Consider the following 16,387-nt stretch of genomic DNA (forward strand, 5'->3'; position numbering starts at 1 on the left):
TTGACTGCTACGAACCATGACAATTGGCTGCAATCGGTCCGCTGGAACGCGGATCATCTCGACTTGCTCGATCAACGGCTCCTCCCGGAGGAAGTCGTCTATTTGAAGCTCGTCGCGTCGAAGGACGTCTGGGACGCGATTAAGGAGCTGAAGGTGCGCGGGGCGCCGGCGATCGGCATCGCCGCCGCGTACGGACTGTATCTCGGCGTCCGGGACGCCGTCGGCGGCGTGCCGGAGCTGCTCGACGCCGTGAAGCGCGAGCGCGATTACTTGGCGTCGTCGCGCCCGACCGCCGTCAACCTGTTCTGGGCGCTCGACCGGCTCGTCCGCAAGGCGTCGGAGCTGGCGGAAGCCGGAGCCGACGCCGCGGCGATCAAGGAAGGCCTGCTGCAGGAGGCGATCGTCATTCAGTCCGAGGACGAGGAGACGAACCGCGCGATCGGCGAGCACGCGCTGTCCTTGTTCGAGGACGGCTACGGCGTCTTGACGCACTGCAACGCCGGCGGTCTCGCCACCGCCCGCTACGGCACCGCGACGGCGCCGATGTATCTGGCGAAGGAGAAGGGCTGGAACCTGCGCGTGTTCGCGGACGAGACGCGCCCGGTGCTGCAGGGCGCCCGGTTGACCGCGTTCGAGCTTATGCGCGCGGGCATCGACGTGACGCTCATTACCGATAACATGGCCGCGATGGTCATGTCCAAGGGCTGGATCCAAGCGGTCATCGTCGGCACGGACCGCGTCGCGGCGAACGGCGACGTCGCGAACAAGATCGGCACGTACGGCGTAGCCGTGCTCGCGAAGGCGCACGGCATTCCGTTCTACGTCGCTTGTCCGATGTCGACGATCGATCTGAACACGCCTACGGGCGCCGATATTCCGATCGAAGAGCGGCACGAGGACGAAGTGACCGTCGGCTTCGGCAAGCGCACCGCGCCGCAAGGCGTGAAAGTGTACAACCCGGCGTTCGACGTCACCCCGGCGGAATACGTATCGGCGATCATTACCGAGAAGGGAATCGTTCGCGCCCCTTACGCGGACAACCTGCGCCGCCTGTTCGAATAGTCGAGTTTCGTAAAAAAATGCTGCCCTCCGAAAATCGGAGGGCAGCATTTTCTATGTTCAGATCATCTTTAATAGCGCGTCCGCCCCCTTCATGCCGACCTGCACGCCGAGCTTCTCCGCTTCGATCGTCACCGACTCGAGCGGCGCGTTCACGAGCTCCTCGAGCGTCTTGACGCCGACGGCGCGTCCCGCGACGATGCCGCGGTCCTTCAGACGTTCGTTCAGCAGGGCGACGTCCAACGCTCCGCACATAATATACCCCCGGTCGGTCGCGACGGCGACGAGGTTCGTCTTCGGCAGCTTCACCTCGATGCCGATCATCGCGTGTCCTCCGATAGTCATGGGCACCATCCGCATCATCCGTATTCGCCTCCCTTCGTCTCGCTTTCCTTCTTCCCATATATATGCGAAAGGATTCGCCTCGTGAGGGCTGGCGCAATTCGGGCCAATTCCGGGGACCGTCTGTCCATGGCTCGGCGGGTCGCGCTTCATATGCTGATGGTGATAGGGAGGAGATGAAGAGGATGCAACGATCGAATATAGCCTCTAAGGCGAAGTCGCTTGTCGGCGGTCCGATCGTCGTCAAGATGAAGGACGGCAAGACGGTGTCCGGCACGCTCGTCCGCATCGCCGGCCAGCGACTGTACGTCGCTCCGAGCTGCGCCGCCGGCGGGAAGCGGAAGTCCGCCCCGGTTCGGACGAAGGCGCTGCTCCCGCTGCTTCTGTTCGACGTCGCGGCGATCGGCGCCGGCGTGCCTTACGGGTACGGCGGCTACGGACCCGGACCGTACGGCGGTCCCTTCGGCCCTTACGGCCCATATGGACCGTACGGCGGCCCCCAAGGCGGTCTCTGGTTCTAACGAAAGGGGCGATGCTTCGGCCATTCGGTTTTCGAATGACCGGCATCGCCCCTTCTCGCCGTTACGCCGTCGACGTTTCGTCTTTCGCGCGGTTCGCTTCGGATCGCAGCCGATCCCGAAGCTTCTCGGGCGACAACGGCGGACTGTATAAGTAACCTTGCAGCTCGTCGCAGCCGTAGGTGCGAAGGTAGGCCAGCTGCTCCTCCGTCTCCACGCCCTCCGCGATGACCGTCTGTCCCAGATGATGCGCCATCGTAATGATCGTCCGCACGATCGCCGCGTCGTTCGGGTCGTCCATAATGTCGCGGACGAACGATCGGTCGATCTTCAGCTTGTCGACCGGGAAGCTCTTCAAGTAGTTCAACGAGCTGTAGCCCGTGCCGAAATCGTCGATCGAGATGCGAAGGCCCAGCTCCTTCAGACGCATGAGCGCCGCCGTGGCGAACTCCACGTCCATCGTCATGCTCTCGGTAATCTCCAACTCCAAATATTGCGGCGCAAGGTCGGTTTCGATTAGAATCGCCGCGACGCGCTCGGTCAAGTTCGGCTGAAGGAATTGCCGCACCGACAAGTTGACGGATACCGGAATCGGGGGAAGCCCCTCGAGCTGCCAAGCCCGGTTTTGCCGGCATGCCTCCCGAATGACCCATTCGCTGAGCGGCACGATGAGGCCCGTCTCCTCCGCGATCGGGATGAATTCGCCCGGCGAGACGATGCCGCGTTCCGGATGCCGCCAACGGATCAGCGCCTCCGCGCCGACGATCTCGAACGACGGAATATGGACCTGCGGCTGATAGACGAGGACGAACTCCTCGTCTTGAATCGCCTTGCGAAGATCGTTCTCCATCGTAAACTTCGACAAGTACAGCTCGTCCATCTCGGGCGTATACAGCTCGTAACCGTTCTTGCCCCTCTCCTTCGCCTTGGAGAGCGCAATCCCGGCGTTCTTTAACAGCACCGTTTCGTCCGAGCCGCCGTAGCCGACGGCGATGCCCATGCTGGTAGAGATGTGCAGCGTATAATCCTGGATCAGGAACGGCTCTTCCAGTTCTTGGGTAATGCGGCGAGCCAGGTCGCCGGGCGGTACGGCGCCGCCGCTGTCGCGGAACAGGATGCCGAATTCGTCCCCTTCCATGCGCGCCGCCATGCCGAAGTCGGATACGCTCCGGTTCAACCGGTCGGCCAGCTGCAGGAGCAGCATGTCGCCGATGTCTTGACCGAGCGAGCCGTTGACGAGCTTGAAGCGGTCCACGTTCAGCAGGACGACGTAGATCCGGGTACGGTCCCCTGCCGATACCAAATATTCCGAGACCATGTCCCGAAACAGCCGGCGATTCGGCAGCCCCGTCAAGTCGTCGTAATACGCCATATGCTTGATGCGTTCTTCCGTTTGCCTTTTCTTCGTAATGTCTTCGTAGATCGCGATCACGCCCGTAATCTTCCGCTTGTCGTCCTTGATCGGAAGCGTGGTCACGTGAATGTCGGCCGGGAACCCGGTATTCAGCACGAGGACGGAGTGGAACGACGCGACGTCGCCGCCGAGCGTCTGTTGGAAGCGCCGCATCGTCTCGTTCAAATGATTGACGTGGATGAATTCCGTGAACGACTTGCCGATGACCTCCGACTCCGCGTATCCCGAGATGTTCCGGGAAGCCGGATTCGTCCGGACGAACGCGCCGGACCGATCCAGCAGCGTAATCGCCACGGGAATCGAATCGAACAGCGACGTGAACACTTCGTCCTTCTGCGCCAACTTCCGTTCGACCGACGCTTCGTCGGCTTTCTCGTTGCGGGAGCGCCATACGATCCCGACGGCGGCCGCGACGAGAAAAGTCGCCGATATCCACGCATACGCCCGATCGGGCGGGGAGTGTCCTCCTCCTTGAGCGAGCCAAACGAAGAAGGCGGCGGCTTGCGCCGCCACCGCAATGACAGTCAGCGACTTCGGGTTGAGGAATGGAAGTTTACGCATAGTTGAAATCCTTTCGCGCGAGCCGACGCCGGAGGCTGGTCGAATGTGAAGCGCTGTAAAGTCGAATCATGTAATAATTTGTCGCCTTGGGGTCGAAATCCTGCCTGCCCGAAAATTATTCCGCTCATCCTTCCTTCCGCGAGACCAAGGCGGCGCTCAGCACGCACGCCCAGCCGGTCAAGAACGCAACGCCTCCGAGCGGCGTAATCGCGCCGAGCCACGAAATTTCCGTAATGCTGAGCACATATAAACTGCCGGAAAACAACGCCGTCCCCAAGACGAACGCCCAACCCGCCCACGACAGCAGCTTCGGGCGATGGAGCGAGCCGCCCAAGAGGCCGACGATCAGCATCCCGACCGCATGCAGCATGTGATATTGCACTCCCGTATCGTAAATGTCCGCGTAATAATCCTCGAGCTGCAGCCCGTGCGCGCCGAACGCGCCGATCGCCACGCTGAGGAAAGCGCTGACGGCTCCCGCCGCCACCCATGTTCTCGTCGCCAAAAAAATCTCCCTTTCTATCTGGCCTTCCCGTTGGTTAAAATGATAATGCATCGGATGAAAAAAGGAAACTTTTTTCATGATATACTCTATGAAAAGAGGAAAGGAGGGTCCCCTCTTGGAACGTACACATTCAAGAATCGGCATCGCTTCGTTCATCCTCGCCGTCGTCTCCGTACTCGGCATCATCGGCTCGGCGATCGGCGCGAGCGTCCTCGCCGCCGGCTTCGCGAACGACCCGGCGTTCTTGAACGGCGTCGAGGCCGGGGTGCTGCCGGAAGGCATGGGCGGTTTCTTGGCGGTCATCGGGCTTATGTTTCTTTTTATTTTGACCGCGCTCGTCGGCGCGGTGCTCGGGCTCGTCGGCCTGTTCCAGAAGGAACGGCTCAAGCTGTTTTCGATTCTGGGGCTCGTGTTCAATTCGCTCGTCGTCCTGTTCGTCATGGTCATCATGATGATCGGCATGCTGGCGGCTCCGGCGCTGCCGGGCACATTCCAGTAAACGCCGGGGAGGGGCTGTCGATGCCTATGTGAATAGGAAATCCTCCCTTTCATTAGCTTGATCTTGGCGGCAGCCGCTCAACGAACGGGAAAAACTCCTCCTTATTAGCGAGAAATTGACCGAAAACCTCGGTTAAAGCGAAATAGGGCGGAGGATTTCCCGTGTAAGGTCGTTTCGGAGGAGGATTCCGGGTTTTGAGCGGGAGGTTTTCCCGTTCGCACTCTATCGAGTTGACCTTCTCAACAAGAACCCCGACTCATCCAATGCCGGAAGCTTGCCCGCACACTTTCACCCACGAAAATAGGCTGTCTCCCAAGCGGGTCGCCCGCTTAAGAAACAACCCTTCTCTCCCTTACAATTGCGCCTCCACCGCCTGCACGACCCGTTCCGCATGGAACGGCTTGATCAGGAAGTCCGATGCGCCCGACGCCATCGCCTCCAGGACCACCCCGCGCCGTCCTAACGCGCTGCACAGTATCACCTTAGCCCGGGGCTCGATGGCCCGGATGCGCTGCAGCCCGTGGAAGCCGTTCGACTCCCGCAACGTAATATCCATCGTAACGACGTCGGGCTTCAGCCGCACGAACTGTCGTACGGCGTCCTCCCCGTTCTCCGCCTCCCCGACCACCTCGTGTCCCCTCGACTCCAAGGCGTCTCGGATCAACACCCGCATGAACGCCGCGTCGTCCACGACTAGAATTCTCGCCAATCATTTCACTCCTTCTTCTTCGTCCGTTTCGTTACAGCCATTGTACCTCCGGCTTGTCCAGCGACGAATAGGAAGGGCTTCTCATTCCAACCGATGGGAATTCCTATCTTTCGTTTGAGCGGAAAATGACAAAATGCATGATTTCAAACGCATCGCTCCTTTGCACCGTGCAAAACGAACGACCGACTGACATTCTCGGAGGCCGGCCGGAGCACGATCCTGAAGGCCTCTTTTTTCGTTTCCGGATCGGCGATGCCATTCCTCACTCATTCCCCCCGTCCCTCCCGCATATAGTGAATACAAGACCCATTTCCGATTTCATTCACCATGGGGGGTGCACCCTTTATGACGGAGCCGTTGTTTATCGTATCCCAGGAGGACTGGTCGCTGCATCGCAAAGGGTACGAAGACCAATCGCGACACCAGCAGCGCGTGAAGGACGCGTTGAAGCGCAATCTGTCGGACATCGTCTCGGACGAGAGCATCGTGCTGTCGGACGGACGCAAGCAAGTGCGCGTCCCGATCAAGAGCCTCGACGAGTTCCGCTTCCGCTACAACTTCAGTAAGAGCAAGCACGTCGGTCAAGGCGACGGCGACAGCCAGGTCGGCGACGTGCTCGGCCGCGACCCGCAGCCCGCCCAGCAGCCGGGCAAGGGCGAAGGCGCCGGCGACAAGCCCGGCGAGGACGTGTACGAAGCCGACGTCGACATGGAGGAGCTGGAGAACGTTCTGTTCGAGGACTGGGAGCTGCCCGATCTGAAACGCAAAGAAAAGCAAATCGTGCAGACGGAGGATACCCGCTTCACCGACGTGCGCAAGAAGGGCATGATGTCGAACATCGACCGCAAGCGCACGCTGCTCGAGAATTTGAAGCGCAACGCGACGCGCGGCGTTCACGGCTTCGGCGGCATCTCGCCCGACGATCTCCGTTTCAAGACGTGGGAGACGATTCGAAAGCCCGAATCGAGCGCGCTCATCATCGCCATGATGGACACGAGCGGTTCGATGGGATCGTTCGAGAAGTATTGCGCGCGGAGCTTCTTCTTCTGGATGACCCGCTTCCTGAGACGCAAATACGAACACGTGGAGATCGTGTTCATCGCGCACCACACCGAGGCGAGGGAAGTGACCGAAGAAGAATTTTTCACGAAGGGCGAGAGCGGCGGCACGATCTGTTCCTCCGCGTACCAGAAGGCGATCGAGCTGATCGACGCGCGGTACCCGCCGTCGCAGTATAACATCTACCCGTTCCACTTCTCCGACGGCGACAACCTGACGAGCGACAACGAGCGCTGCGTCAAGCTCATCCGCGAGCTGCTCACGCGCTGCAACCTGTTCGGCTACGGCGAGGTGAATCAATACAACCGCAGCAGCACGCTCATGTCCGCGTATCGCAACATTAACGAGCCCGGCTTTATGTACAGCATCATTAAGGAAAAGGGCGAGGTGTATAAGGCGCTTAGACACTTTTTCGGCAAAAAGGAGACCGTGGGGGGGTAACCGACAGATGCTTGCGGAGGAACAAAAACAACTGGAAGCCGCCATCGAGGAAATTACGGACATCGCGCGAAACTTCGGGCTAGACTTCTACCCGATGCGATACGAAATTTGTCCCGCCGACATCATCTATACGTTCGGGGCGTACGGCATGCCGACGCGATTCAGCCACTGGAGCTTCGGCAAGAGCTTCCATCGAATGAAGACGCACTACGACCTAGGATTGTCGAAAATTTACGAGCTCGTCATCAACTCGAACCCGTGTTACGCGTTCCTGCTCGACGGCAACTCGCTCATTCAAAACAAGCTGATCGTCGCGCACGTGCTCGGACACTGCGACTTCTTCAAGAACAACGTCCGCTTCTCCCGGACGAACCGCGACATGGTCGAGAGCATGGCCGCGACGGCCGAGCGCATCCGCGGCTACGAGATCGAATACGGCACCGAAGCGGTCGAGCGGTTCCTCGACGCGGTGCTCGGCATCCAGGAGCATATCGACCCGAGCCTGACGCGGCAGGCTCGGCCCGGGGAGGCGCGCAAAAGCGACGGAAAGCCGCAGGTCGATGCGCCCGATCCGTACGGCGATCTGTGGGAGCTCGACGAGGAGGCGCGCGCCGCCGCCGCGGCCGAAGCCGAACCGGAGAAGACCCGCTTCCCCGCGGAGCCGGAGAAAGACATCCTCTGGTTCATCGAGCAGTACGCGCGCGGCATGCCGGCGTGGCAGCGCGACGTCTTGACGGTCATGCGCGAGGAGATGCTGTACTTCTGGCCGCAGATCGAAACGAAGATCATGAACGAAGGTTGGGCGTCCTATTGGCACACGCGCATTTTGCGGGAGCTCGACCTGACCCCGGAGGAGACGATCGAATATTCCAAGCTGAATTCCTCCGTCGTCGTGCCGTCGCGCCACCAGCTGAACCCGTATTATCTGGGGTATAAGATTTTCGAGGATATTGAGAAGCGGTTCGGCCGCGACTACATGTTCGAGGTGCGCGAGCTGAATTCCGACCAGTCGTTCCTTCGCAACTACTTGACGAAGGAGCTCGTCGAGGACCTCGACCTGTACGTGTTCGAGAAGCGCGGACAGGAGTGGCTCATCACGGATAAGGCGTGGGAACGCGTGCGCGACCAGCTCGTCGCTTCGCGCGTCAACGGCGGCTTCCCCGTCATCCGCGTGCTCGACGGGGACTACATCCAGAACGGCGAGCTGTATTTGAAGCACGAGTACGACGGCGTCGAGCTCGACATCAAATACATGGAGCGTACGCTCCCGTACGTGAACCAGCTCTGGGGCCGAACGGTGCATCTGGAGACGATCGTCGAGGATAAGAAGATCGTGTTCACCTACGACGGGAAGAAGCATCATCGAAGGTTTATATAAAGAGGGAGCCGCCTGATCCGTGACGCGACAGGCGGCTCTTCTCTGTATGAACGATTACCGAGGCATAACTACGAAACGTTCGCCCTCTGCGACGAAGAACTTGAACAACCGCTTCCGCTGGGAAGCGTCGCAAGTCGCCTCGCCTTAACCTCGCTTTTCCCACAGATCGCTTCCTATCGGCGCGGCCCTATCGTCGTCAAGCTCGCATTCGGGGGAGTGCCGTTCCTTTCGATATAATTAATTTCGTTATCCGATAATGTGCGCCCGATGAGAACGAAAGAAGACATTCTATTATCGAATAAACCTAAAGAAGCATTGTTCATAGCGCCGCGATATACGCGCCGATCGCCTCTGAAGTGGGTTCTCGACCATAGCACTAGGGTAACGACTTCTTCGTCTTCCCTCCGGTCTAACCGAAAACTCGAAAGTTGACCGTTAAAACGGATTTGTCTAGCATCCGTAACGGCCAAAGCCCCGCCGCGTACGATTAGGCGCCTTCCCGTGAAGTTCCTGCCTGAAAATAACTCCAGCCTGATATTGGATCCAGCCGTGGACAACCCTACCACTCCTTTCCCATAATGAGTAGGGTATGATCTGAAGTTGTTTTACGCCACGGCACATTGACTTTTACCGTCCGTCGGTATGCGACTACGGCCGGAATTTCGGACGGCTTTACAAACGGCAAAAGCTGCCCTCTTCCGCGAAGGCAGCTCTTAAGTATGACGGAACATTCCATTCATTATCTGAATCTGGATTGTAGGGTATCGGCGATTTCCCGGCCATGGAGCCGTCCGTCGTCGATAAACACCTGATTCGCAATCCCGCCGTTCACGACGTCCGCTACGAATACGTTCTGGGTATTCGTTTCATAAGTTTCCGGATCGAACGCCGGAATCATGCTTTCGTCCCATCGGATTCCGAGGCTATGCAGCAACGCCGCATCGGGTTGGTAGCCGATCAGCGAAAAGACGAAGTCGTTTTCCACGGGTCGTCGATGCCCGTCACGCCCGTTTGAGGAAAAAACGAGGGAAAGGATAGGATCGAGTTCACGATCGCCCCTTTCTCCAATGCCAAACATCGGATTCCTCTTTCATGTAAAGACAAGGCAGCTGATAAACCGCAAGGTCCCCCGCCGATCCCAATAACCTCTTCCATTACGTGTCCACCTCCCGCGTCATTCTAGGGTGGTTATCGAGTCCCGACAAGTCGGGCGAGCGCCTTCTTCCCGAACGGCATGAACGTCTGAATCAACGGGCCGACGAGCAGCGTCGCGACGAGCGTCCCGATGCCGATCGCGCCGCCGAGAAGAAGAGCGATGCCGAGCGCGGCAACCTCGCCGGCGATGCGCGAGGCGCCGAGACCGAACCCGAACCGAGCGTGAAGCGCGAGCATCAGGCCGTCGATTTGGCTTTTCGGAAAGCCGCTCGGGACGTAGATCGCGACTCCCGCCGCCATGCACGCGATGCCGAGCCCAAGCGAGGCATAAGAGACCATGCCGGTCGGCGCGAAATGCTCGAGCAACAGTAACAGCGAAATGTCGATTGCGACGCTATTGACGATGACGGTCGCCAGGGAAAGCCATTCGGGCGGGCGCCTGACGAGCGCGGCGTTCAGGAACAGCAGGATGCCCTGAACGATGAACACGCAGGTGCCGACGGTAAACCCCGTCGTTTCGCTAAGCGCGACGAACAGGGTATCCCAAGCGCTTGCGCCGAGCCCCGCTTTGATAATCAGCGCGATGCCGAAAGACATGAGGAAGATGCCGAAAAGAAAGAACAGCGTTCGTGCGATCCATTTCATCGGAAGCAGCCTTTCTCTAAGGTGGTGGGCGAACTTTCATAGTATACGCGGTCTCCCCGCAAAAACCTAACCGATCCCGCGAAAAAAGGACCGCCTTCGAACCTGCGAAGGCGGCCCTGCCGCGAAAATCCCGCCGACCGTAGCGCCAGTTACGGCGTACACGGTTCGCATCGGTTTCTCTACGCCCTCATACTCCCGAACCCATCGCCCCTTCGCCCCGCCCTGGAGAGCGACGCAACGCCTAATCCCATCCAGCATAGAGCGAGCGGCACGTTTTTCACGCCGATGGCGATCTCCCACATCAAGCTGCCGTCCGAGGTTTCGCTGATCCAAAATTCCAACAATAAAGCGCCCAAGGAACAGACGCCGACCGCCAGAAACAACAGCGCTTCCGCCCTCGGAAGGGCGCGGCGGACGGCAAGCGCCGCCCCCCAAAGCGACATGCCGACGACGAACGACAGCACCGTCAGCAGGAAGAGCAGCCAACCGCCGACGACGACAGGCGATCTCCATTCCGTCAGCGGATCGACAATGTTCGTTTGCAAAATAAACGAAACCGACTGCAGCAAACAACTTCCTTGGGCCGTTCGAAGACCGACGCGGCCCATTCTCCCGACCTTCTCGAAGCTTTCTTCATAGCCTAACAACGCGATGAAGAAGAAGAGCGGCGACAGAAACATGAATTGACTGAGCTCGACCGCGCTGACGCCCAGCCATGGATCGTTGCGGTTATAGGTCGTGCTTCCATGGGCGACTGCGAACGCAATGCCGCTAACCATAAAATAAACGCCGCCTAAGAGGCTCATCGTCCCCGCCCAACGAACTCTCATTCCGACTCCCCCGCCCCTGCTAACTTCATCCGCATCTCCCCGCTCCTATTCGTTCCAAGCCGACGGAAGCGTTATCGTAAACACGGTGCCCTTGCCGACTTCGCTCCGCACGCTTACGCTCCCCCTCATGGCCTCGATTATGCGATAGCTGACCATTAAGCCCAACCCCGTTCCCCGATCCTTCGTCGAATAGAAGGGATTCCCCAGACGGCGGATCTGCTCCTCCGACATGCCGCAGCCGGTGTCCTCCAGCCGGATCACCACTTGATCTTTGCGCTTGTAGGCGGTAATGACCAACCGGCCGCTCCGGTGCATCGCTTCGACGGCGTTCTTGATGAAATGAACGAGGACTTGGGAAAATTGCTTCGGCTCGGCGAATACATACAATGCTTCCTCCGCTTGGACGTCCATCGCATGACCGTTGGAGACGACGAGCGGCTCCATCATGCTTGCGACGTTACGGATTTGTTCTTTCACGTTCAGCGATTCCATAGGTTCCGTGTGCGGCTTGGAGTATGTCAGGTAATCGGAGATGATCGTCTCGGTCCGCCTCAACTCCTCCAACGCCAAATTCAAATAATTCACGTCCGTCTCGTTCTTCGATCGGGACCGCAGCAGTTGAATGAATCCATGGGTCACCGTCAACGGATTGCGAATTTCGTGAGCGATCGTGGCGGCCAGCTGCCCGAGCACATGCATCTTCTCCGATCGCTGCAATTCGCTGCGCATCCGGGCGTTGTCCCGCAGCGTCTCGATCAGGTACGTCGACATCCACATGCATCCCGTCACCAACGAACAATAGACCGCGAAGAAATAAAAATATCCCGGCTCGTTCGCATTCATCTTGAGTACGCTGACCAAGGACACGGTGACGGAGGCGACGAACGCGAGCAGAACGCCGACGGTGACGGTAATATCCCGGGAGGCGCGTTTCATGATACAGACGCTTGCGATCGCAAGGAGAATGATGGGGATATAGGAATACAACGTCGCTACTAGACCGTCCCCTCCAAGGTAGAGGCGGTAGGCGATTAAGGCGGCGGCGACGAAGACGCCCGTACGGACGCCGCCATATAGGATCGCAATCAACAAGGGGACGATCCGGAGGTCGTAGATATACCCGGGAAATACGGTGAACGGGAACGACATGCAGAACAACACGCCCGCAGTGCAGAAGATGCCGGCGCCGATCGGGGACCACTTGCCTTGGTCCGCCCAGAAGAAGGACCACCCGAAGACGCTGACGATAATAAACAAGAAATCTAATAGGAGATTCTCGAAGCCAAGCATGACCCATCCCCCTATCGGAAGTCCGATCCGTCGCCTCGTTCCGGCGACTATTAGAATGATTCTTTAGTTCGAGGGATTTTCCTTTTTTTCTCGACGAAAATGTCCGAACGCCGGCCCTTCTAGCTTTCTTAAGAAGCGAAAAAAGGCGTCTGCGGATTGTTGGCATATGTACGAACCCTCTTCTATATATTGGTTAGCGACGCTAATTTACAATATATGGAGGTGTAGTGGTGGTTTCCCTCGCTTTACAAAGACGTCTGGCGGCAGCGCTGCTGGCGGCGGCTACGATCGCTCTATTCGGGTGGACGTTGCCCGCCTCGGCCTCCGCCGAAACGAAAGGCGACTCGCTGCTGATCGTCAATAAATCGACGAACGAGCTGGCATATTTCAAAGACGGCGAAATCGTGCGCATCTTCCCCGTCGCCACGGGGAAAACCGAGGAGCTGACGCCCGAAGGGACGTTCCCGATCGTCAATAAAATCAAGAATCGTCCCTACTACAAGGAGAAGATTCCCGGCGGCGACCCGGCCAACCCGCTCGGGAAGCGCTGGCTCGGGCTGCATGTCGGGGATACAGTCGGCACGACCTATGCGATCCACGGCAACAATAACGAGAAATCGATCGGCAAGTATGTAAGCGCCGGCTGTATCCGGATGCATAACGATGACATCGAATGGTTGTTCGAGCAGCTCGACGTCGGCGCGAAGGTCGTCGTGACTTCTTCCGAGCAGACGTTCGAGGAGTTGGCCGTCAAACATCATTACGAGGTGCTGGCCCCGTTCGACGCCTCCCTCTCCGTCAATGGCCAACGGTTCCCTCTTCAAAAACCGCTGTTCCTGTACCAAGGCGTGACGTACATCCCGCTGAGACAGGGCTTCGAGCTGCTCGGCGGCATCGTGCATTGGGACGCGGAGACCGGCCTCGTCGCCTCGACCGTCGGAGACCGCGTCATCGTTCATCGCCCGGGGACGTCGGAAGCGACGCTGGACGGGGAAGCCGCGTCGCTCGGGGTCGCCTCCCGCAACCGGGACGGCACCGTCATGATCCCGCTCCGCGCCATGGCGACGTTAACCGGGTGGTCAATCCATTGGGATGCTGCGAAGCGAACGATTTTCGTGGAGAGGGCGCTATGAACGCCCCTTCCCCGCCTGCATAACACCGGAAGCGGATTATTATTTTGAATCGTCAGACTATTTTCCGAGCCAATGGGAATACTCCGGATGTACCAACTTTTCCCACGAGGGCAGGTGAAACGATGGACGCCGACATGAGCGTAGTGGATGTGCTCGAGGAAATTCGGCGGCTTCGCCGAACCGGCGATTCGCTGAACAAAAAGAAGCTGAAGCAGAGCCACCCGCAGTTGCTGCGCAATGCGCTGTACTACTTCCCGAGTTGGGAACATGCCGTCCAAAGCACAGAAGCCTAACCTTTCATCCAAGCGACCGCATAAGGATATTGAGGCAGAGCGACGCTCTGCTTCTTTTTTTTCGGGGGATCGAGGTATAGCAAAAAAAGAAGCCGATCCGCTTAGGGATCGGCTTCTTCAAGTTTACAGCACTTTGCTCAAGAATTCCTTCGTCCGCGGGTGCTGCGGCGACGAGAACAACGACTCGGGCGAAGCGTCCTCGAGGATAGCGCCGCCGTCCATGAACAGGACGCGATCGCCCACCTCGCGGGCGAAGCCCATCTCGTGCGTCACGACGACCATCGTCATGCCTTCCCGCGCAAGCTCCTTCATAACGTCGAGCACCTCGCCGACCATCTCGGGATCGAGCGCCGACGTCGGCTCGTCGAACAGCATGACGGCCGGCTGCATGGCGAGCGCCCGCGCGATCGCGATGCGCTGCTTCTGCCCGCCGGACAGCCGCGACGGATAGGCGGCCGCTTTCTCCTGCAGGCCGATCCGCTCGAGAAGCTTCATGGCGATCGCGTTCGCCTCGGCCTCCGGCATCCCCTTCAGCTTCTTCGGCGCGATCGTAATGTTATCGATGACGCGCAGATGCGGGAACAGGTTGAACTGCTGGAACACCATGCCCATCCGCTCGCGCAGCTTGTTGATGTCCGTCTTCTTCCCCGTCAGCGCCAGGCCGTCGAACACGATCTCCCCGGATGTCGGCGTCTCGAGCAGGTTAAGGCAGCGCAGGAACGTACTCTTGCCCGATCCGCTCGGACCGATGACGACGACGACCTCGCCCCTTGCGATCTCCGTATCGATCCCCTTGAGCACCTGCGTCTTTCCGAAGCTTTTCGTCAACCCAGTAACCTTAATCACCGGCTCTCATCCTCCTCTCGAGCAGCCCGACCAGCTTCGAAAGCGTAAAGACGACCACGAAATAGAACACCATGACGATCAAGAACGGTTCAAGCCCTTTGAACGTAATGCCCCGAATAATGCCGGCTTTGTACATCAGCTCGCCGACGCCGATCGTCGACACGACGGCCGTCTCCTTCACCACGACGACGAATTCGTTGCCGAGCGCCGGAATGATGTTCTTGATCGCCTGCGGCAAAATAATGTTCCGCATCGCCATGCCGTGCGGCATGCCGAGCGACCGCGCGGCTTCCATCTGCCCTTTGTCCACGGACAAGATGCCCGCGCGCATAATTTCCGCCACATAGGCCGACGAGTTGATCGACAGCGCGATCACCCCATAGAAAAATACCGACGGCAAGCCGAGCATATCCGGTATCTTGGGGAACATTTGCGTACCGCCGAAATAAATGAGCGACACCTGCACGATCGACGGCGTCGAACGCAAGAAGTCGATGTACGCGGCGGCGATCCAGCGCAGCGGTCCGATGCGCGACAGGCGCAAGAGCGACACGATCACGCCTAGGAGGACGCCGAACACGATGCTCACGACGCCAAGCAGCACCGTGAACTTCAACCCTTCAAAATAAAACGTATGATACTGCGCGAAAATGTCGACGATCCATTCCCAGACGCTCTTCTTCTGCTCCATTGTCGGCACCCCTCCTCCTAACACGGAAAAGGAGACAACGGGTCATCCGCTGTCCCCCACCCATCACACTTATTCGGCCTTGTTCTCCATGGCGTTCGTCGCGTCGGTGACGAACTGCGCGATCTTGCCTTCGTCCGCGAGTCGCTTCAGCGTCGCGTTCACCGCTTCGACGAGCTCCGCGGAGCCCTTCGGCATCGCGATCGCGGAGCCCGCCTCGTCTTGCTCGAGCTGGATATCGGCAAGAACGAGCTCCGGGTTCGCCGCGATATACGCGTTCGCGACCGGCTCCTCCACGACGAGCGCCTCGACGTTGCCCGACTTCAGATCGAGCACGAGGTCCGGCAGCTTCGACAGCGCGCGAAGCTCCGATTGCGGCATCTGATCCGTGACGATGCCTTCTTGGATGGCGCCGAGCTGCGCGCCGACCTTCTTGCCCGCGAGCGATTCGACCGTCGTGTACGTCGCCTTGTCTTCGGCGCGGACGATGACCTTCTGGATCGCCACGTAGTAGACGTCGGAGAAGTCGACCGCTTCCGCGCGCTCCGGCGTCGGCGTCATGCCGGAGATGACCATGTCGATGTTGCCGGATTGCAGCGCCGTCAGCAGTCCGTCGAAGCCCATGTCCGTCAGCGCGAGCTCGACGCCGAGATCCTTGGCGACCTCTTTAATAATCTCGATGTCGAAGCCGATGATCGTATCTTTCCCGTCGACGATCGCATGGAACTCGTACGGCGGATAGTCCGCGCTCGTGCCGACGCGCAGCTGGCCGGACGCCTTGATCGCCTCGAGCAAGTTCGCCGCATCGGGCTGATCCGCAGGCGTCTCCACCGGCGGCTCTTCCTCGCCGCCGGCGCCTTGCGAACCGTTGTCCGTCGCATTGCCTCCGCCGCAGGCGCTCACGAATACCGCAAGCAGCAATACCATGGCCAATATGAACCAAGAAGTGTTGTTCTTTCTCTGAGTAAGCTTCATATGTTACTCCCTCCCGAATGTCCATCGCATATTTATGCAAATATGAT

18 protein-coding genes and 1 pseudogene are annotated in these 16,387 nt (G+C 59.0%); 7 read left to right on the top strand and 12 right to left on the bottom strand.

What is annotated here, in order from left to right; genetic code table 11:
- Window positions 1-1,062 (top strand): S-methyl-5-thioribose-1-phosphate isomerase, encoded by a 1,062-nt coding sequence (mtnA, locus tag RIN49_RS15200; protein WP_309121016.1) that lies wholly within the window; start codon window positions 1-3, stop codon window positions 1,060-1,062.
- Window positions 1,063-1,119: 57 nt separating this feature from the next.
- Here the strand turns inward: mtnA and RIN49_RS15205 are convergent, their stop codons facing one another.
- Complete coding sequence (locus tag RIN49_RS15205) at window positions 1,120-1,422, bottom strand: YunC family protein (RefSeq protein WP_138195440.1); 303 nt, start codon at window positions 1,420-1,422, stop codon at window positions 1,120-1,122.
- 164 nt (window positions 1,423-1,586) lie between these two features.
- Between RIN49_RS15205 and RIN49_RS15210 the strand changes: the two genes are divergently transcribed.
- Complete coding sequence (locus RIN49_RS15210) at window positions 1,587-1,922, top strand: hypothetical protein (RefSeq protein WP_309121017.1); 336 nt, start codon at window positions 1,587-1,589, stop codon at window positions 1,920-1,922.
- A 61-nt stretch (window positions 1,923-1,983) separates the two neighbouring features.
- On the opposite strand, the gene RIN49_RS15215 is transcribed toward RIN49_RS15210, so the two are convergent.
- Both RIN49_RS15215 and RIN49_RS15220 read right to left on the bottom strand, forming a co-directional pair.
- On the bottom strand, window positions 1,984-3,894 hold the full coding sequence (locus RIN49_RS15215) for a putative bifunctional diguanylate cyclase/phosphodiesterase (RefSeq protein WP_309121018.1): 1,911 nt from the start codon (window positions 3,892-3,894) through the stop codon (window positions 1,984-1,986).
- A gap of 124 nt (window positions 3,895-4,018) precedes the next feature.
- A complete protein-coding gene (locus RIN49_RS15220) occupies window positions 4,019-4,399 on the bottom strand; it encodes a DUF423 domain-containing protein (protein WP_309121019.1) in 381 nt (126 codons plus the stop codon).
- 115 nt (window positions 4,400-4,514) lie between these two features.
- Here RIN49_RS15220 and RIN49_RS15225 point away from each other — a divergent pair, with 115 nt between their 5' ends.
- Window positions 4,515-4,898, top strand: coding sequence for a hypothetical protein (locus tag RIN49_RS15225; protein WP_309121020.1), 384 nt, complete (start codon window positions 4,515-4,517; stop codon window positions 4,896-4,898).
- Between the two features lie 352 nt (window positions 4,899-5,250).
- Here the strand turns inward: RIN49_RS15225 and RIN49_RS15230 are convergent, their stop codons facing one another.
- Window positions 5,251-5,607: a response regulator gene (locus tag RIN49_RS15230; RefSeq protein ID WP_309121021.1), complete on the bottom strand. Its 357-nt coding sequence runs from the start codon at window positions 5,605-5,607 to the stop codon at window positions 5,251-5,253.
- 345 nt (window positions 5,608-5,952) lie between these two features.
- Between RIN49_RS15230 and yhbH the strand changes: the two genes are divergently transcribed.
- Both yhbH and RIN49_RS15240 read left to right on the top strand, forming a co-directional pair.
- Window positions 5,953-7,107 (top strand): sporulation protein YhbH, encoded by a 1,155-nt coding sequence (gene yhbH / locus RIN49_RS15235; protein WP_309121022.1) that lies wholly within the window; start codon window positions 5,953-5,955, stop codon window positions 7,105-7,107.
- 7 nt (window positions 7,108-7,114) lie between these two features.
- Entirely contained in the window at window positions 7,115-8,485 is a 1,371-nt protein-coding gene (locus RIN49_RS15240; RefSeq protein WP_309121023.1) for a SpoVR family protein, read from the top strand.
- Between the two features lie 739 nt (window positions 8,486-9,224).
- Here RIN49_RS15240 and RIN49_RS15245 read toward each other — a convergent pair.
- The 5 genes and pseudogenes from RIN49_RS15245 to RIN49_RS15260 form a co-directional block, all read right to left on the bottom strand.
- A complete protein-coding gene (locus RIN49_RS15245) occupies window positions 9,225-9,563 on the bottom strand; it encodes an NAD(P)-binding domain-containing protein (RefSeq protein WP_309121024.1) in 339 nt (112 codons plus the stop codon).
- A pseudogene (locus RIN49_RS28820) lies at window positions 9,563-9,640 on the bottom strand (FAD-dependent monooxygenase); the annotation flags it as partial. The pseudogene RIN49_RS28820 and the gene RIN49_RS15245, both read right to left, overlap by 1 nt.
- Window positions 9,641-9,673: 33 nt before the next feature.
- A complete protein-coding gene (locus RIN49_RS15250) occupies window positions 9,674-10,285 on the bottom strand; it encodes a YczE/YyaS/YitT family protein (protein WP_309121025.1) in 612 nt (203 codons plus the stop codon).
- A 179-nt stretch (window positions 10,286-10,464) separates the two neighbouring features.
- Window positions 10,465-11,115 carry a hypothetical protein gene (locus RIN49_RS15255; RefSeq protein WP_309121026.1) on the bottom strand — a complete coding sequence of 217 codons (651 nt, stop codon included), beginning with the start codon at window positions 11,113-11,115 and terminating at the stop codon, window positions 10,465-10,467.
- Window positions 11,116-11,160: 45 nt separating this feature from the next.
- Complete coding sequence (locus tag RIN49_RS15260; RefSeq protein WP_309121027.1) at window positions 11,161-12,405, bottom strand: ATP-binding protein; 1,245 nt, start codon at window positions 12,403-12,405, stop codon at window positions 11,161-11,163.
- 230 nt (window positions 12,406-12,635) lie between these two features.
- Here RIN49_RS15260 and RIN49_RS15265 point away from each other — a divergent pair, with 230 nt between their 5' ends.
- Together RIN49_RS15265 and RIN49_RS15270 are read left to right on the top strand one after the other, a co-directional pair.
- Window positions 12,636-13,538 carry a L,D-transpeptidase family protein gene (locus RIN49_RS15265; RefSeq protein WP_309121028.1) on the top strand — a complete coding sequence of 301 codons (903 nt, stop codon included), beginning with the start codon at window positions 12,636-12,638 and terminating at the stop codon, window positions 13,536-13,538.
- A gap of 134 nt (window positions 13,539-13,672) precedes the next feature.
- A complete protein-coding gene (locus RIN49_RS15270; protein WP_162388360.1) occupies window positions 13,673-13,831 on the top strand; it encodes a hypothetical protein in 159 nt (52 codons plus the stop codon).
- 123 nt (window positions 13,832-13,954) lie between these two features.
- Here RIN49_RS15270 and RIN49_RS15275 read toward each other — a convergent pair whose 3' ends face one another.
- The 3 genes from RIN49_RS15275 to RIN49_RS15285 all read right to left on the bottom strand — a co-directional run bounded on the left by RIN49_RS15275 (window position 13,955) and on the right by RIN49_RS15285 (window position 16,340).
- A complete protein-coding gene (locus RIN49_RS15275; RefSeq protein ID WP_309121029.1) occupies window positions 13,955-14,677 on the bottom strand; it encodes an amino acid ABC transporter ATP-binding protein in 723 nt (240 codons plus the stop codon).
- Window positions 14,670-15,368, bottom strand: coding sequence for an amino acid ABC transporter permease (locus tag RIN49_RS15280; RefSeq protein WP_309121030.1), 699 nt, complete (start codon window positions 15,366-15,368; stop codon window positions 14,670-14,672). Before RIN49_RS15280 ends, RIN49_RS15275 begins: the two co-directional genes overlap by 8 nt.
- Before the next feature lie 69 nt (window positions 15,369-15,437).
- A complete protein-coding gene (locus RIN49_RS15285) occupies window positions 15,438-16,340 on the bottom strand; it encodes an ABC transporter substrate-binding protein (protein ID WP_309121031.1) in 903 nt (300 codons plus the stop codon).
- Window positions 16,341-16,387: the final 47 nt, after the last annotated feature.

Origin of the sequence: Paenibacillus sp. (assembly GCF_031177825.1) — a bacterium.
Taxonomy (GTDB): domain Bacteria; phylum Bacillota; class Bacilli; order Paenibacillales; family YIM-B00363; genus Paenibacillus_AE.